This window comes from Chromatium okenii, assembly GCF_016583745.1.
Lineage (GTDB): Bacteria > Pseudomonadota > Gammaproteobacteria > Chromatiales > Chromatiaceae > Chromatium > Chromatium okenii.
In genome coordinates, this window is the sequence record NZ_NRRQ01000045.1 from 1 (window position 1) to 16,979 (window position 16,979).

At 51.7% G+C, this 16,979-nt stretch carries 13 protein-coding genes and 1 tRNA gene; all 14 read right to left on the bottom strand.

Annotated features, from left to right (window positions below; translation table 11 throughout):
* On the bottom strand, positions 1–139 hold a 139-nt coding region (locus tag CKO12_RS12735; protein WP_242466335.1), incomplete at its 3' end, for a GTP-binding protein.
* An 18-nt stretch (positions 140–157) separates the two neighbouring features.
* Positions 158–2,254: an elongation factor G gene (fusA, locus tag CKO12_RS12740; RefSeq protein ID WP_200155111.1), complete on the bottom strand. Its 2,097-nt coding sequence runs from the start codon at positions 2,252–2,254 to the stop codon at positions 158–160.
* 131 nt (positions 2,255–2,385) lie between these two features.
* A complete protein-coding gene (gene rpsG / locus CKO12_RS12745; protein ID WP_200155112.1) occupies positions 2,386–2,856 on the bottom strand; it encodes a 30S ribosomal protein S7 in 471 nt (156 codons plus the stop codon).
* A 38-nt stretch (positions 2,857–2,894) separates the two neighbouring features.
* Complete coding sequence (gene rpsL, locus CKO12_RS12750) at positions 2,895–3,269, bottom strand: 30S ribosomal protein S12 (RefSeq protein ID WP_014780392.1); 375 nt, start codon at positions 3,267–3,269, stop codon at positions 2,895–2,897.
* A gap of 504 nt (positions 3,270–3,773) precedes the next feature.
* Positions 3,774–8,282 carry a DNA-directed RNA polymerase subunit beta' gene (rpoC, locus tag CKO12_RS12755; protein ID WP_200155113.1) on the bottom strand — a complete coding sequence of 1,503 codons (4,509 nt, stop codon included), beginning with the start codon at positions 8,280–8,282 and terminating at the stop codon, positions 3,774–3,776.
* An 87-nt stretch (positions 8,283–8,369) separates the two neighbouring features.
* On the bottom strand, positions 8,370–12,644 hold the full coding sequence (gene rpoB / locus CKO12_RS12760; RefSeq protein ID WP_200155114.1) for a DNA-directed RNA polymerase subunit beta: 4,275 nt from the start codon (positions 12,642–12,644) through the stop codon (positions 8,370–8,372).
* Between the two features lie 89 nt (positions 12,645–12,733).
* Positions 12,734–13,102, bottom strand: a complete 369-nt coding sequence (gene rplL / locus CKO12_RS12765) for a 50S ribosomal protein L7/L12 (RefSeq protein ID WP_200155115.1) — start codon at positions 13,100–13,102, stop codon at positions 12,734–12,736.
* A 40-nt stretch (positions 13,103–13,142) separates the two neighbouring features.
* Positions 13,143–13,643 (bottom strand): 50S ribosomal protein L10, encoded by a 501-nt coding sequence (gene rplJ / locus CKO12_RS12770; protein WP_200155116.1) that lies wholly within the window; start codon positions 13,641–13,643, stop codon positions 13,143–13,145.
* A gap of 242 nt (positions 13,644–13,885) precedes the next feature.
* Complete coding sequence (gene rplA / locus CKO12_RS12775) at positions 13,886–14,578, bottom strand: 50S ribosomal protein L1 (RefSeq protein ID WP_200155117.1); 693 nt, start codon at positions 14,576–14,578, stop codon at positions 13,886–13,888.
* The gene (rplK, locus tag CKO12_RS12780) at positions 14,578–15,012 is read right to left on the bottom strand and encodes a 50S ribosomal protein L11 (protein WP_200155118.1); all 435 of its coding nucleotides are present in this window, start codon (positions 15,010–15,012) and stop codon (positions 14,578–14,580) included. Before rplK ends, rplA begins: the two co-directional genes overlap by 1 nt.
* A gap of 85 nt (positions 15,013–15,097) precedes the next feature.
* A complete protein-coding gene (gene nusG / locus CKO12_RS12785; protein ID WP_200155121.1) occupies positions 15,098–15,631 on the bottom strand; it encodes a transcription termination/antitermination protein NusG in 534 nt (177 codons plus the stop codon).
* A 30-nt stretch (positions 15,632–15,661) separates the two neighbouring features.
* Positions 15,662–16,030: a preprotein translocase subunit SecE gene (secE, locus tag CKO12_RS12790; RefSeq protein ID WP_200155119.1), complete on the bottom strand. Its 369-nt coding sequence runs from the start codon at positions 16,028–16,030 to the stop codon at positions 15,662–15,664.
* A 34-nt stretch (positions 16,031–16,064) separates the two neighbouring features.
* Positions 16,065–16,140: transfer RNA gene (locus CKO12_RS12795), tRNA-Trp, on the bottom strand.
* A gap of 57 nt (positions 16,141–16,197) precedes the next feature.
* Positions 16,198–16,979: elongation factor Tu (locus tag CKO12_RS12800; protein WP_200155120.1), on the bottom strand; the 782-nt coding region annotated here is incomplete at its 5' end.

The following is a 16,979-nucleotide window of genomic DNA, read 5'->3' on the forward strand; positions in this document are numbered from 1 at the left end:
AGGCCCGCGCCTCACCACCAAACTTCTTTGATTGGTGGGTGGTAATTGCTGCCGTCAGCGTGGTTTTGCCGTGATCAACATGACCAATGGTGCCAACGTTGACGTGTGGCTTACTCCGTTGAAACTTCTCTTTTGACATCCCGCTCTACCCGTATCGTTACTGTTTCTTGGCGACCGCATCGGCAATGCTGGCGGGCACCTCGTTGTATTTGCTGAATTCCATGCTGTAGGTAGCACGACCTTGGGTTGCCGACCGCAGATCAGTCGAATACCCAAACATCTCCGACAATGGCACCTCAGCACGAATAATTTTACCCGACGGGGCGTCTTCCATACCGTGAATCATGCCGCGCCGACTGTTGAGATCACCCATGACATCGCCCATGTTGATTTCAGGCGTGACCACTTCGACCTTCATAATTGGTTCCAGCAACACCGGACGTGCCTTTGCCACCGCTTCCTTGATTGCCATCGACCCAGCAATTTTGAATGCCATTTCGCTTGAATCGACTTCGTGATAGGAACCGTCATACAGCGTGACCTTGATGTCCACAATCGGGAACCCAGCCAACGTGCCGTTGGTCATCGCTTCCTTAATTCCTTTATCGACTGCCGGGATGTATTCCTTGGGAACACTGCCGCCAACGATGGCATTGACAAATTCATAACCAACGCCCGCTTCCTGCGGCTCAACCTTGATATACACATGACCATACTGACCACGCCCACCCGACTGCCGTGCAAACTTGGTTTCCTGCTGCACCGCCGTCCGAATCGTTTCACGATAGCTCACCTGCGGCGCACCAACATTCGCCTCAACTTTGAACTCGCGCCGCATCCGGTCAACGATAATTTCTAAATGCAACTCGCCCATGCCGGAGATAATGGTCTGTCCAGATTTTTCATCTGTCCGCACACGAAACGACGGATCTTCCTGTGCCAACTTCGACAGCGCCATACCCATCCGTTCTTGATCGCTTTTGGTCTTCGGCTCAACAGCGACCGAAATCACTGGCTCCGGAAATTCCATGCGTTCTAACGTGATGATTTGATTCAAATCACACAGCGTGTCACCAGTCGTCACGTCTTTCAGACCAACAGCAGCGGCGATGTCACCAGCGCACACTTCTTTGATTTCCTGACGTTCATTGGCGTGCATCTGCAAAATACGCCCAATCCGCTCCTTGCGCCCTTTAACTGGGTTATACAGCGTGTCGCCAGATTTCAAAACACCTGAATACACACGGAAAAAAGTCAAGGTGCCAACAAAGGGATCAGTCGCGATTTTGAATGCCAACGCTGCAAAAGGCGCTGCATCTGAGGCGGGACGTTCCGCTTCTGTTTCGTTCTTGTCATCCAAAATACCGCGAATTGCAGGAACATCTACTGGCGAAGGCATGTAATCAAGTGCGGCATCAAGCATCGCTTGCACGCCTTTATTCTTAAAGGCCGAACCGCACAGCATGGGAACAATCTCGTTACGCAATGTCCGCGCTCGCAAACCTGATTGGATTTCCTCGTTGGTTAAAGCCTCACCATTGAGATATTTTTCCATCAAGTCTTCGCTGGCTTCAGCCGCAGCTTCAACCATCTTCTCGCGCCATTCTTCGCTAACGGCAAGTAAATCTTCTGGAATATCACGCAGCTCGTATTCCATGCCCCGCGATGCTTCATCCCAATAAACAGCTTTCATTTGGACGAGATCCACAACGCCTTGGAAATGTTCTTCTGCGCCAATCGGCACCTGAACCGGTACAGCATTACCGCCCAGCCGCTCTTTTACTTGCGCAACCACGCGGAAAAAATTTGCGCCCATGCGATCCATCTTATTGACGAAAGCAAGGCGTGGTACACCGTATTTATCAGCTTGACGCCATACGGTCTCTGACTGTGGTTCAACACCACCAACCGCGCAAAATACCGCACACGCGCCATCAAGCACACGCAATGACCGCTCAACCTCAATCGTGAAATCGACGTGACCGGGAGTGTCAATGATGTTAATTCGATGTTCTGGACGTTGGCGACTCATTCCTTTCCAGAAACAAGTAGTTGCTGCCGAAGTGATGGTGATGCCGCGTTCTTGCTCTTGCTCCATCCAATCCATCGTCGCAGCGCCATCGTGCACCTCACCGATTTTGTGTGAGACTCCGGTGTAAAACAGGATGCGCTCGGTCGTCGTGGTCTTCCCCGCATCAATGTGCGCCATGATGCCAAGGTTGCGATACCGCTCGATTGGGGTGCTACGTGCCACGACTGTTTCCGCCTTGAAAATCTGTTGTCAGTGATTGAAGAGGCAAGTTTGAAGGATCGAAGGAACTTGAATACACGGAAAAACGAATCACCGTGTCATGTTGCTTCTTGATACTTGCCCCTTGATCTGTACTACCAGCGATAATGTGAAAACGCCTTGTTGGCTTCTGCCATACGATGCGTGTCTTCTTTTTTCTTTACTGCGGAACCGCGAGATTCGGCAGCATCCATCAATTCTCCAGCCAATCGCTGCGCCATTGATTTCTCAGAACGCTTGCGTGCTGCGTCAATGAGCCAGCGCATCGCCAACGAATTCCGGCGAGCTGGGCGTACTTCAATTGGTACCTGATAAGTTGCACCACCAACGCGCCGCGACTTTACCTCTACGGCAGGGCGGACGTTTTCCATGGCGTTTTCTAGCAACTCGACCGGTTTGCCGCCTTTTTTCTCAGAAACCTGATCTAAAGCACTGTAAATAATTTTTTCAGCAACCGACTTCTTGCCATCTTCCATCATCATATTGATGAACTTGGTCAACAATTCGCTTCCATGCTTGGGATCAGGAAGGATTTGACGCCGGGCTGCGACACGTCTTCTTGGCATAGTGTTTTAATTCCGAGTGTATTCGTTAACCGGACGCGTTATTTTTTCGGACGCTTTGCGCCGTACTTAGAACGCCCTTGACGCCGTTTTTCCACTCCGGAGGTATCCAATGTGCCGCGCACAGTATGGTAGCGCACACCTGGCAAGTCTTTAACGCGACCGCCGCGAATCAGTACCACCGAGTGTTCTTGAAGGTTATGACCTTCGCCGCCGATATAGGTAGCAACTTCAAAACCATTAGTCAGTCGCACACGAGCGACTTTTCTCAAGGCTGAATTCGGCTTTTTAGGCGTTGTGGTGTAAACCCGCGTACAGACACCTCGGCGCTGTGGGCAAGCCTCCAGTGCCGGAACGTTAGTTTTAGTGACGTTCCGTTTGCGGGGCTTACGGACGAGTTGGTTGATCGTTGCCATGCAATCAGTCTGTTCCAAAAAACCCAATCACAATTGACTAGGTGGATTTATCCGCACTTGGTTGGCGACGGATCGCCCAACTCAAGCCCTTGACGCGCAATTGCGCCGGAGTCCATTGCTCGATCAGGCGTTTTCAGGTGGCTCATCTTTTTGCAGCGATGTCATCTGTCAGCCCGTCGTTGACCGCTGTACGGCGATCTTTTACCTGCTCATCCTGAGCAAGCGAAAACACTTTTAATGAACAATCGACGCTCAGTAAGTCCTGCGCAAAAAACAATCAGCACTGATTTTGTGCTGATGTTCACAACAGTTGCGTGTCGATGTGATTCAAGTCTGAACAGGAAACGCCCAGACCAAGGAACCGGAACAAAAAAATGAGACTAGCCGGCTGTTTAAAGCCGACTAGCTGAGACAGATCAGTATAGGGAGCGATCAAGAGCCTGTCAACGATTGCTCTTTTACAAGCACCGCAACCGAGCAGGGGTTAATTCGTGCTCGGCGTATTCACTTCTTAAATGCCGATTCCGGGTCTTTACTCGCTTCCGCATGATGAGACGCTTGACATTCTAATTGCCGCCGCCGCCGCCGTTCTTGATGATGTGATAATCCGGTTCCCGCTGGAATTAACCGCCCCACAATCACGTTTTCTTTAAGACCAGCCAAGCGATCAATCGAACCCCGCACCGACGCTTCCGTCAGCACCCGCGTTGTTTCTTGGAATGAAGCCGCTGAAATAAAGGATTCAGTCGCCAATGATGCCTTGGTAATACCGAGCAGCAATTGCTCATACAACGCCGGTTGCTTGCCATCGGCAATAGCGCGGCGATTTTCATCAAACAACACCGAATGCTCTACCTGTTCACCGCGCAGCAACCGCGTATCACCGGGCGAGGTGATTTCCACTTTGCGCAACATCTGGCGCACGATCACCTCGATGTGTTTATCGTTGATTTTCACGCCCTGCAACCGATACACATCCTGAATTTCTTTCACCAGATATTCAGCCAGCGCCGTGACACCTTTCAGCCGCAAAATATCGTGGGACGCCAATTCACCGTCAGCAATCACCTCGCCGCGTTCCACGCGCTCACCATCAAACACGTTGACGTGACGCCATTTTGGGATCAATTCCTCAACCGTCTCGCCATCGTCCTTGGTGATAATCAGCCGCTGTTTGCCCTTGGTATCCTTGCCAAAACCAATGGTGCCGCTCGCTTCCGCCAGTAACGCCGCCTCTTTCGGCTTCCGCGCTTCAAATAAATCCGCTACTCGCGGCAGACCGCCAGTGATGTCGCGGGTTTTACTGGATTCTTGCGGAATCCGCGCCAGCACGTCGCCCACGCCCACTTCCGCGCCATTGGTCACACTGACAATCGCGCCAGCAGATAACGCATACCGCGCCGGCAAATCCGTGCCCACGATGTTGAGTTCATTACCTTGCTCGTCCAGCAGCTTCACCATCGGACGTAAATCTTTACCCGCTGCCGGTCGCTGTTTCGGATCAATCACCACCAGCGACGCCAAGCCAGTCACGTCGTCGGTTTGACTTTGCACCGTCACGCCTTCGATGAACTCTTCAAATGCCAGCGTTCCCGCCACTTCCGTCACCACCGGATGGGTATGCGGGTCCCAAGTAGCGACCACATCACCGGGCTTCACCGCATCGCCATCAGCCACGCGCAACGTCGCGCCATACGGCACCTTGTAGCGTTCTTTTTCCATGCCGCGCTCATCAATCAGCGTCAACTCGCCAGAACGCGACACCGCCACCAAGTTATTGCCGGAATGATGCTGCACCGTCTTGATGTTATGCAGCCGAATCGTGCCGCTATTTTTGATGTCGATGCTATTGACCGCCGCTGCCCGTGACGCCGCGCCGCCAATGTGGAATGTCCGCATCGTCAACTGCGTGCCAGGTTCACCAATCGACTGCGCCGCGATCACGCCCACTGCCTCGCCCATGTTGACGCGATGTCCCCGCGCCAAATCACGACCGTAACACTGCGCACACACGCCCAACCGCGCCTCGCAACTGATCGGCGAACGCACTCGCAACTGGTCGATGCCGATTTCATCAAACCGTTCCACCCAGCCTTCATCAAGCAGCGTCCCGGCTTTGCACACCAATTCATCAGTGCCGGGGCGATACACATCCAGCGCACACACCCGCCCTAAAATCCGATCCCGCAGCGGTTCGACCACGTCTGCGCCAGCAAGAATGGGCGTCATCAACAACCCCTGCTCGGTGCCGCAATCTTCCTCCAGCACCACCATATCCTGCGCCACGTCCACCAACCGCCGCGTGAGATAACCGGAGTTCGCCGTTTTGAGCGCGGTATCCGCCAAACCTTTCCGCGCTCCGTGCGTGGAGATGAAGTACTGAATGACGTTCAAGCCTTCGCGGAAATTCGCGGTAATCGGCGTCTCAATAATTGAGCCATCGGGCTTGGCCATCAGCCCGCGCATTCCTGCCAACTGGCGAATCTGCTGATTGGAACCACGCGCTCCTGAATTCGCCATCATGTAAATCGAATTGAACGAATCCTGCTTGCGGCGATCCGCAACCCGTTGTTTCACTTCACCAAAGCCGGTAATCACCCGCTCACGCAAACCATGACCTTTGATCTGGTCAAGACCGACGATCTTGGCGACTTCCGGGCGATATTCAGCGAGCAACGCCACCGCTAATTCTTGAAATGCTCCCGTCGTCATCTCACCGCGTTGCAATTGCTGACCGGCATCGTGCAACCGCGCCTGCCACTCGTTAAACAACGTCCGCGTCTGCGGGCGATCCTCAGCAGTGATCGCGCTATAAATGCCCTGCCGGTATTCACTCACCAGCCGCTGCGCTTCAAATACTGGATTCGAGTCCGCCGTTTCGCTGCCGAGCTTAATCATCATCGCCTTGGCGACCTGATCGTTGGTGCGCGACCAGATGTCCACCACCTTGTTATAACGCTCGCCGTTGGTGACTAAACCGGACGCATATTGCTGTTGAATTTCCTGCACTTCCGCTTCCGCAGCAGCCAGCAACGCGCCCTTGTCCATCTTGGCATCAACCTCGTCACGCGGCACTTCCATGTCATCCAAGCCGATGGACACGCCAGAACGGGTCGCCATGCGGAAACCGAGGTACATAATTTGGTCAGCAAAAACAACGGTTTCTTTCAAACCAAGGCGGCGATAACACATGTTAATCAGCAGCGAAATCTGCTTTTTACCCAGCGCCCGATCCACCAGATCAAAGGGCAAACCGTCCGGCACAATCGCAAACACCAACGCCCGTCCCACCGTCGTATCTTTGATGCTCACGATCTCGTGTCGGGTGCCATTTTTCTCCTTGATGACCTCACGCAGCCGCACCCGACAACGGGCATGAAGTGCCGCGTGTCCGGTTTCATACGCCCGCCGCGCCTCATCAATATCGGCAAAAATACTGCCCTCGCCTTTCGCATTCACGCGCTCGCGGGTCATGTAATACAGCCCCAACACCACGTCCTGCGACGGCACGATGATCGGCTCACCGTTGGCTGGTGACAAAATGTTATTGGATGCCATCATCAGCGCCCGCGCTTCCAACTGCGCTTCCAGCGACAACGGCACATGCACCGCCATCTGGTCGCCGTCGAAATCCGCGTTAAACGCAGTACACACCAGCGGATGCAATTGAATTGCCTTGCCTTCAATCAACACCGGCTCAAAGGCTTGAATGCCGAGCCGATGCAGCGTCGGCGCACGGTTGAGCATGACCGGATGTTCGCGGATCACGTCTTCCAAAATGTCCCACACTTCGGGCGTGCCGCGCTCCACCATTTTCTTGGCAGCTTTGATCGTCGTCGCCAGCCCGCGTGATTGCAACTTGCTGAAAATAAACGGCTTAAACAGTTCCAGCGCCATCCGCTTCGGCAGCCCGCACTGATGCAGCATCAGCGTCGGCCCGACCACGATCACCGACCGCCCCGAATAATCGACGCGCTTGCCGAGCAAGTTCTGGCGGAAGCGCCCTTGCTTGCCTTTAATCATGTCCGCCAGCGATTTCAGCGGGCGTTTATTGGTGCCGGTAATTGCCCGCCCACGCCGTCCGTTGTCCAGCAGCGCGTCAACCGATTCCTGCAACATGCGCTTTTCATTGCGGACGATGATGTCGGGTGCGATCAAATCGAGCAGGCGTTTCAACCGATTGTTGCGATTGATCACGCGCCGATACAGATCGTTGAGATCGGAAGTCGCAAAGCGTCCACCGTCGAGCGGCACCAGCGGGCGCAGCTCCGGCGGCAACACCGGCAACACCGTCAAAATCATCCATTCCGGGCGATTGCCGGACGCCAGCAGCGACTCCATCAACTTGAGTCGCTTGGCTAACTTCTTGATCTTGGTCTCAGAATTGGTGCTCTCAATTTCCTCGCGCATCCGCCGAATTTCAGCCGCCATATCAATGGTGCGCAGCAGGTCATACACCGCCTCCGCGCCCATCTTGGCCTCAAAGTCGTCGCCGTTCGCCTCTAAAACGTTGAGATATTCCTCATCGTTCAGCAACTGCCCGCGCTCCAGCTCTTCCACCATGCCGGGGTTGATGACCACAAATGACTCGAAATACAGCACGCGCTCGATGTCGCGCAGCGTCATATCCAGCAGCAAACCGATCCGCGACGGCAGCGATTTCAAAAACCAAATGTGCGCCACCGGACTGGCGAGATCGACATGCCCCATGCGCTCACGCCGCACCTTCGCCAGCGTGACCTCCACGCCACATTTTTCGCACACGACGCCGCGATGCTTGAGACGTTTGTATTTGCCGCAGATGCACTCGTAATCGGTGATCGGACCAAAAATCTTGGCGCAAAACAGCCCATCGCGTTCTGGTTTGAAGGTACGGTAATTGATGGTTTCGGGCTTTTTAACTTCGCCGAAGGACCAGGAACGGATCATCTCGGGGGAGGCGAGACCGATTTTAATCGCGTCGAATTCCAGCGCCTGACCCTGTTGTTTGATGATTTTTAATAGATCTTTCAAGACCTGAATCTCCTACCTGGAAAGAGTGACGTGAGAAGGTGCGCATTCGGCAGCGCCGCTACTTGGCGGCGCTGCGGCTCAACCACGTCAGTCTTGTTGAAGCTCGATATTGATTGCGAGCGAGCGGATTTCTTTAATCAAGACGTTGAACGATTCGGGCATTCCGGCTTCCATGCGGTGATCGCCATCGACGATGTTTTTGTACATCTTGGTGCGACCGTTCACGTCGTCGGACTTCACCGTCAGCATCTCCTGCAGGGTGTAAGCCGCGCCGTAGGCTTCCAGCGCCCACACTTCCATCTCGCCGAACCGCTGCCCGCCAAACTGCGCTTTACCGCCGAGCGGCTGCTGCGTGACCAAGCTGTACGGACCGGTGGAGCGGGCGTGCATCTTGTCATCAACCAAATGGTTGAGCTTAATCATATACATATAGCCAACGGTGACGGGACGCTCAAACTGATCGCCGCTGCGCCCGTCGAACAAAATCGTCTGTCCACTCGGAATGCCCAGCGCGGAATTATCGCGGTCGGCCAAAAGCAACATTGCCTTGATTTCCTCCTCGGTCGCGCCGTCAAACACCGGCGTTGCCATCGGCACCCCGCGCACCAGATTCCGCGACAACTCGACGATTTCATCATCCGAGAAACTGGCGAGGTCTTCGGTTTTGCCGCTGCGGTTGTACACTTTATCAAGGAAATCACGCAGTTCTGAGATCGCCGCCTGCGCTTGCAACATCTTGCCGATCTTGACGCCCAACCCGTTCGCCGCCCAGCCCAGATGCGTTTCCAACACCTGCCCGACGTTCATCCGCGACGGGACGCCGAGCGGATTGAGCACGATGTCCACCGGCTCGCCGTCAGCAGAAAACGGCATATCTTCAATCGGCACCACTTTTGAGATCACGCCCTTGTTGCCGTGCCGACCGGCCATCTTGTCGCCGGGCTGAATCCGTCGTTTTAGCGCCACATAGACCTTGACCATTTTCAACACGCCGGGCGCAAGTTCATCACCACGAGCGAGCTTCCGTTGCTTCAAGGCATAACGCTCACGGAACGCCTCGCGTGATTGCTTCACCTGCGCGGCGATGGCTTCCAACTGCGCGGCAACATCCTCATCACGAACGTGAATCTCAAACCACAGATCACGCGGATCAGCGCCGGGACTTCCGCTGCCCGCCGACAATGCCGAGGGCGCAAAAGTCGAATAATCATCGCCTTGCGCTTTGTTTTTATCCTTGCCAATCAAGCCATGCAGATAAGTCTTGGTGATCTTTGCGCCCGGTTTTAGCGAGCCGGGACCGCCGTCAGCGACGCGCCCGATCAACAACTTCTCAACCCGCTGGAAAGTATCTTGTTCCATGATCCGGCGTTGATCGGCGAAATCCTTGCGCACGCGCTCCAACTCCAGCGACTCGATTTGCAACGCCCGCTGATCCTTCTCCACGCCATCACGGGTGAATACCTGCACATCCACCACCGTGCCCGTCATTCCCGACGGCAAGCGCAGCGACGTATCTTTCACATCCGACGCCTTTTCACCAAAGATCGCCCGCAGCAATTTTTCTTCTGGCGTCAATTGGGTTTCGCCTTTCGGCGTCACCTTGCCAACCAAGATGTCACCGTCGCGCACTTCAGCGCCCACATACACAATGCCCGACGCATCCAATTTTGCCAGCGCCGATTCACCAACATTGGGAATATCAGCGGTAATTTCTTCTGATCCCAATTTGGTATCACGCGCCAAACAAGACAATTCTTCAATGTGAATACTGGTAAAGCGATCTTCAGCAACAACCCGCTCTGAGATGAGAATAGAATCCTCAAAGTTGTATCCATTCCAAGGCATAAAAGCGATGCGCAAATTTTGCCCCAGCGCCAATTCACCCAAATCTGTTGACGGACCATCAGCCAAAACGTCATGGCGTACTATCACATCGCCGGGTTTTACTAAAGGATGTTGATTGATACATGTATTCTGATTGGAGCGCGTGTATTTCGTCAGCGTATAAATATCAACACCGGGCACCCCGGGTAACGCTTCATCATCATTCACCCGCACAACAATACGACCAGCATCAACGGAAACAATCACTCCGCCGCGCCGCGCTACCACACACACTCCAGAATCGGTTGCGACTACGCGCTCCATTCCCGTACCCACTAAAGGTTTTTCAACCCGTAGCGTTGGCACCGCTTGGCGCTGCATATTCGATCCCATGAGCGCCCGGTTTGCATCATCATGTTCCAAAAATGGAATTAACGATGCTGCTACCGAAACAATTTGGCGCGGTGAGACGTCCATGTATTGCACGTCTTCTGGCGGACGCATTGCAAATTCATTCGCGTGACGACAAGACACTAACGCATCAGTTAAACGTCCGTCTTCATCTAACGTTGAATTCGCTTGCGCAATAACAAAGTGCCCTTCTTCAATTGCAGATAAATAATCAATCTGCTCAGTGACCTTGCTATCATTCACCTTAATGTAAGGCGTTTCGAGAAAACCATGATCATTGGTGCGAGCATACACAGCCAATGAATTGATTAAACCGATGTTTGGGCCTTCAGGCGTTTCAATTGGGCACACGCGACCATAATGCGTGGGATGAACGTCGCGGACTTCAAAACCGGCTCGCTCACGCGCTAAACCACCGGGACCTAATGCTGACACCCGCCGCTTGTGGGTCACTTCCGACAGCGGATTATTTTGATCCATGAACTGCGACAACTGACTTGAACCAAAGAATTCTTTAATTGCCGCTGAAACTGGTTTAGCGTTAATCAATTCTTGTGGCATTGATCCTTCAGATTCTGCCACCGATAACCGCTCTTTTACTGCACGTTCAACCCGCACCAAACCAATGCGAAATTGGCTTTCGGCTAATTCTCCAACACTACGAATCCGGCGATTACCAAGATGATCAATATCATCAATTGTGCCGCGCCCGTTGCGCAATTCAATCAGAACGCGCATCGCTTCAATAATGTCAGACATCTCGCCGTATTCAGCGAATACCTTTTTAGAAAAGTCATCATTGCGGGCGCTGAAATAACGACCATCATAAAGAACGCTGGGGCCAAATTCTGTCGTGCGTGACATACGCCGATTGAATTTCATGCGCCCAACGTTAGAAAGATCATAGCGATCTGGAGTGAAAAAGAGATTGTGGAATAGCGTTTGCGCCGCTTCTTTTGTAGGCGGTTCGCCCGGACGCATCATGCGATAAATTTCAATCTGAGCTTCAAAGTCGTTCGTGGTTGAATCAATGCGCAATGTCTCTGATAAATAAGCGCCATGATCGAGATCATTCACAAACAGAGTTTCAAGCACACTGATACCACGTTGCCGTAACGTTTCAATCAGCTCAGGAGTCAATACCGCATTTGCTTCAGCAAGCACTTCGCCAGTATTGGGATCGCGCTGCGCCCGCGCTAGAATGCGGTTGTATAAAAAATCAGTTGGCACATTGAGTTGTTGAATGCCAGATTTTTGTAATTCGCGGATGTGTTTTTGTGTAACCCGCCGGCCAGCTTCAACTAAAATGACATCGCCAATTGCAATATCAAAAGGGACGATCTCACCGCGCAACCGTTCTGGCACGAGATCAAAAGATGTCAGCGGCTGCTCAAGCTCGCCTGTTAATGGTGCGAGATGAAAGCGATCTGTTTCAAAGAAATGCGCCAAAATATCTTCAACACCATAACCCAGCGCCCGCAATAAAACGGTCGCTGGCAATTTACGGCGGCGATCAATACGCACGAAAAGATGATCTTTAGGATCAAATTCAAAATCTAACCATGAACCACGCGAAGGAATCACTCGCGCAGTAAACAATAGTTTTCCAGAGGAATGTGTTTTGCCGCGATCGTGATCAAACAAAACACCCGGCGAGCGATGTAATTGCGACACAATGACACGTTCGGTGCCGTTAATAATAAAGGTGCCGGTGTCTGTCATCAGCGGCAATTCGCTCATGTAGACTTCTTGTTCGCGCACGTCTTTAACAATTTTAGTGCCGCTGGGCGCTTCCTTATCGTAAATCACCAACCGTAAGAGTACGCGCAGTGGTGCGGCAAACGTTGCACCGCGTAAATGACATTCACGTTCATCAAATTCCGGTTCACCAAGACGGTATTTGACGTATTCAAGCACCGCATAGCCGGAGTAACTTTCAATTGGAAATACTGATTGAAATGCTTCTTGCAGACCGATATTAAGCCGATCCTTTGCTGCGCAATCAGCTTGCAAAAATTTGCGATAAGATTCGATTTGAGTTGCTAGGAGGAATGGCACATCCAGATTATTCGGGCGCTTGCCAAAGTTTTTGCGGATGCGCTTCTTTTCTGTAAATGAATAAGCCATGATGCCTTCCCTATTAAAAATTCACCAACTGAAAACAGAAAAAGGCCGGCGGCTTTGCACCGCCAGCCTCTACGTGCCGCATCAGAAAACTACTTAATGTCGACCGTTGCGCCTGCCTCTTCCAATTGCTTCTTCGCGTCCTCAGCTTCCGCCTTGGAAATCGCTTCTTTCAAGGTCGTTGGTGCGCCTTCAACTGCATCTTTAGCTTCTTTCAAGCCAAGACCAGTAATTGCACGCACAACCTTAATGACAGCAACCTTATTGGCACCAAAGCCAGTCAGAATCAAATCGAATTCGGTTTGTTCTTCCACCACCACTGCTTCAGCGGCAGCAGGTGCCGCCGCAGCAACTGCGGCGGTAACACCAAATTTTTCTTCCATAGCGGAAATGAGATCAACGACCTCCATTACCGTCATTGCACCAATTGCTTCAAGGATGTCGTCTTTTGAAACAGCCATGTGTTTCTCCTAAAAATTCAATGAAATCGAAAGAAGGCAATTACGCTGCTTCTTTGGCTACTTGAACTGCCAATAGCGTTGCAGCGAGCTTTTGCACCGGTGCTTTCATCGTTGCCATTAGCAAACTGAGTGCTTGATCGCGGGTTGGCAATTTTGCCAATTTGCTAATTTGCGCAGGATCAAGTAATTCGCCACTCAGCGCGATTAAACGCACCTTGAAACCGAATTTTTCATGTTCCTTGGCAAAAGGCTCCATTACCCGCGCTGCTGCACCGGGATCGGCCTGAGAAAACGCCAAAATCAGCGGACCAGTTAAACTCGTGCGCATACACTCAAAGTCAGTATTTTCTAATGCGCGTCGTGCCAACGTGTTCTTAATGACGCGAATATAAACACCAGCTTTGCGGGCATCTACGCGGAGCTTTGTCAATTGCTCAACTGACAACCCCCGATAATCAGCACCAATTGCCGAATATGCGCTTTTAGCGACCAGCGCCACCTCAGCGACGATTGCCTCTTTCTGCGCTAAATTAAGCGCCATTGTCGTCACCTCAATTAAAACGTTTTGTTGATAACAATCCGTGTTGATCAACACAACAAAAAAGTGTACCAATTGGCACACCATCTACGCCGGGGATTAAGTTTTGTTCAGGAGTTCCATCAAATGAACCAAACACCTGCGGTCTTCGAGCGTGCTCACTTCAATTCTTGTTACAAAAGCGCGTATTCTCATCTGGAATAAAACAAAGCGAATTAACTTCGCTTTGTTTTCATTATTGCAAATCAGATGAGTGATAAATGATCAATCGTCAATCCGGGCCCCATCGTGCTTGATACCGTGACTTTGCGCATATACACACCTTTCGAGGCGCTTGGTTTTGCACGCATCAAATTCACCAATAGTGCTGCTAAATTCTCTTGAAGCTGCACAGGTTCAAAACCAACACGGCCGAGTGGGCAGTGAATAATACCTGCTTTATCAGTACGATAGCGCACCTGTCCGGCTTTTGCGTTGCGCACTGCCTCAGCAACATCGGGGGTAACGGTGCCCACTTTGGGGTTGGGCATAAGACCACGCGGACCCAAAATTTTTCCGAGCTGACCGACGAGTCGCATCGCATCCGGTGACGCAATCACGACATCAAAATCCATCTGCCCTGCCTTAATATCTTCAGCTAAATCATCAAAGCCAACACGATCCGCGCCAGCTTCGGTTGCAGCAGTAGCAGCAGCACCTTGTGCGAATACAGCCACCCGCACTGTTTTACCAATACCATGCGGCAAAACGGTTGAACCACGCACCACTTGATCCGATTTGCGCGGGTCAACTCCAAGATTCACTGCGACATCAATACTTTCTGCAAACTTCACATTCGACAGCGTTTTTAATAAAGCAAACGCTTCATCGGCAGCGTAAATTTTGCTACGGTCAATCCGTTCTGCAATCGCCCGCAACCGCTTTGACTGATGCGCCATTAGTTCACTCCTTCCACAATCAATCCCATTGAACGCGCACTTCCTGCAATCGTGCGTACTGCTGCATCCATTGATGCCGCAGTTAAATCCGGCATCTTTAATGCCGCAACCTGCTCTAATTGCTCGCGTGTCACAGTACCAATTTTATTGGTATTCGGATTGGAGCTTCCTTTAGCTAATCCTAAAGCCTTTTGCAGAAGTACGGAGGCTGGCGGCGTTTTAGTAATAAACGTAAAACTACGATCCGAATAAACGGTGATGACAACCGGCGTTGGAATACCCTTTTCCATATCCTGTGTCCGCGCATTGAACGCTTTACAGAATTCCATGATGTTCACGCCATGCTGACCTAATGCGGGTCCAACAGGTGGGCTGGGTAATGCTGATCCCGCTTTCACCTGTAGCTTGACATACGCTGTAATTTTCTTTGCCATATTCGTTCCTTAAAAGTTGGGTACAAACGCCAACAAAGCTGGCTCCCCTGCAGTAGATTTCAGTATTAAACCGAATTAAAAACGATCAACCTTTCTCAACTTGCGAGAATTCAAGTTCAACTGGTGTTGCGCGCCCAAAGATCAAAACAGACACTTTGACGCGGCTTTTTTCATAATCAACATCTTCAACAACGCCATTAAAATCAGCGAATGGACCATCGGTCACGCGCACAATTTCGCCGGGCTCATAAAGTGTTTTAGGACGTGGTTTTTCGTGACCAGTCTGAAGGCGCTGCAAAATCATTTCCGCTTGTGCATCAGGAATTGGTGCGGGGCGATCACCGGTACCACCAATAAAACCCATGACTTTTGGCACGTCTTTCACCAAATGCCACGTTTCATCAGTGAGTTCCATTTTTACTAAAACGTAACCGGGAAAGAATTTCCGTTCGCTGCGGCGCTGTTGACCACCCCGCATTTCTACAACTTCTTCAGTAGGTACTAAAACCTCAGAAAACAGATCGTCCAATCCAGCACGGGCGATAGCCGATTCCAATGACCGCTTTACCTGCCCTTCAAAACCAGAATACGCGTGAATGACGTACCAACGCATCGCCATGTTATTTTCTTTCAATCCTTAAAATTGAATCTAGCCGGTTAAGAAACGCAAGATTGCCATTAAAATTAAATCGAATAGCCACAATACAATACCGACTACCAAAACCATCGCAATCACTACTAGCGTAGTTTGCAACGTTTCTTGGCGTGATGGCCATACAACTTTGCGGACTTCAATGCGGGAATCAACGACGAATTGCCAGAGCAGCCGCCCTAGCTCAGTTTGAAACACAATTGCAGCAGCACCACCAACAAACACTAACAATCCAATGACACGCACCAGTGTCGATATACCGCTAAAAGAATAAAAAGCAGTGATACCAAGGATCAATAAAAATACAGCGACGGTCAGCTTAAATGTTTCTAAGCTGACGCCAAGTTTTTCCGCCAGAAAATTCATGGAAATCGCCTGTCGCCGAAGCGATATATTTAGGTGGCAGGCCAGGAGGGAATCGAACCCCCAACCTGCGGTTTTGGAGACCGCCGCTCTGCCAATTGAGCTACTGGCCTAAATCGAAAATGGCAAGGTGTGCAGAATCACCTGCACACTAAAAAACTAAATCTCAATCAGGCGATGATCTTCGCTACAACGCCGGCACCAACTGTACGTCCGCCTTCGCGCACCGCAAACCGCAGCCCCTCTTCCATCGCAATCGGCGCAATCAACTTGATGGTCATCTTCAAGTTATCACCGGGCATCACCATCTCAACGCCTTCAGGTAATTCGCAAGCGCCAGTCACGTCTGTAGTGCGGAAATAAAACTGCGGGCGATAGCCGTTAAAGAAAGGCGTATGACGTCCACCTTCATCCTTGCCCAAAACGTACACTTCCGCTTCAAAATGCGTGTGCGGATTGATCGACTTTGGCTTCGCAAGTACTTGACCGCGCTCGACATCTTCCCGCTTGGTACCACGCAGCAACACGCCAACGTTATCACCAGCTTGCCCTTGATCGAGCAACTTGCGGAACATTTCCACGCCGGTGCAGGTCGTTTTGATGGTGTTTTTAATGCCAACAATTTCAACTTCTTCACCAACTTTGACGATACCGCGCTCAATACGACCAGTAACGACGGTGCCGCGTCCAGAGATGGAGAACACGTCCTCAATCGGCATCAAAAATGCGCCATCAATTGCCCGTTCCGGCTGCGGAATATAGCTATCGAGTGCTTCCATCAATCTGTCAATGGACTGGGTGCCAATTTCAGAATCAACGCCTTCAAGCGCCAACTTCGCCGAACCCGTCACGATTGGCGTGTCATCGCCGGGGAAATCATATTTGGAGAGCAGTTCGCGCACTTCCATTTCAACCAATTCGAGCAGCTCAGGATCGTCGAGCATGTCCGCCT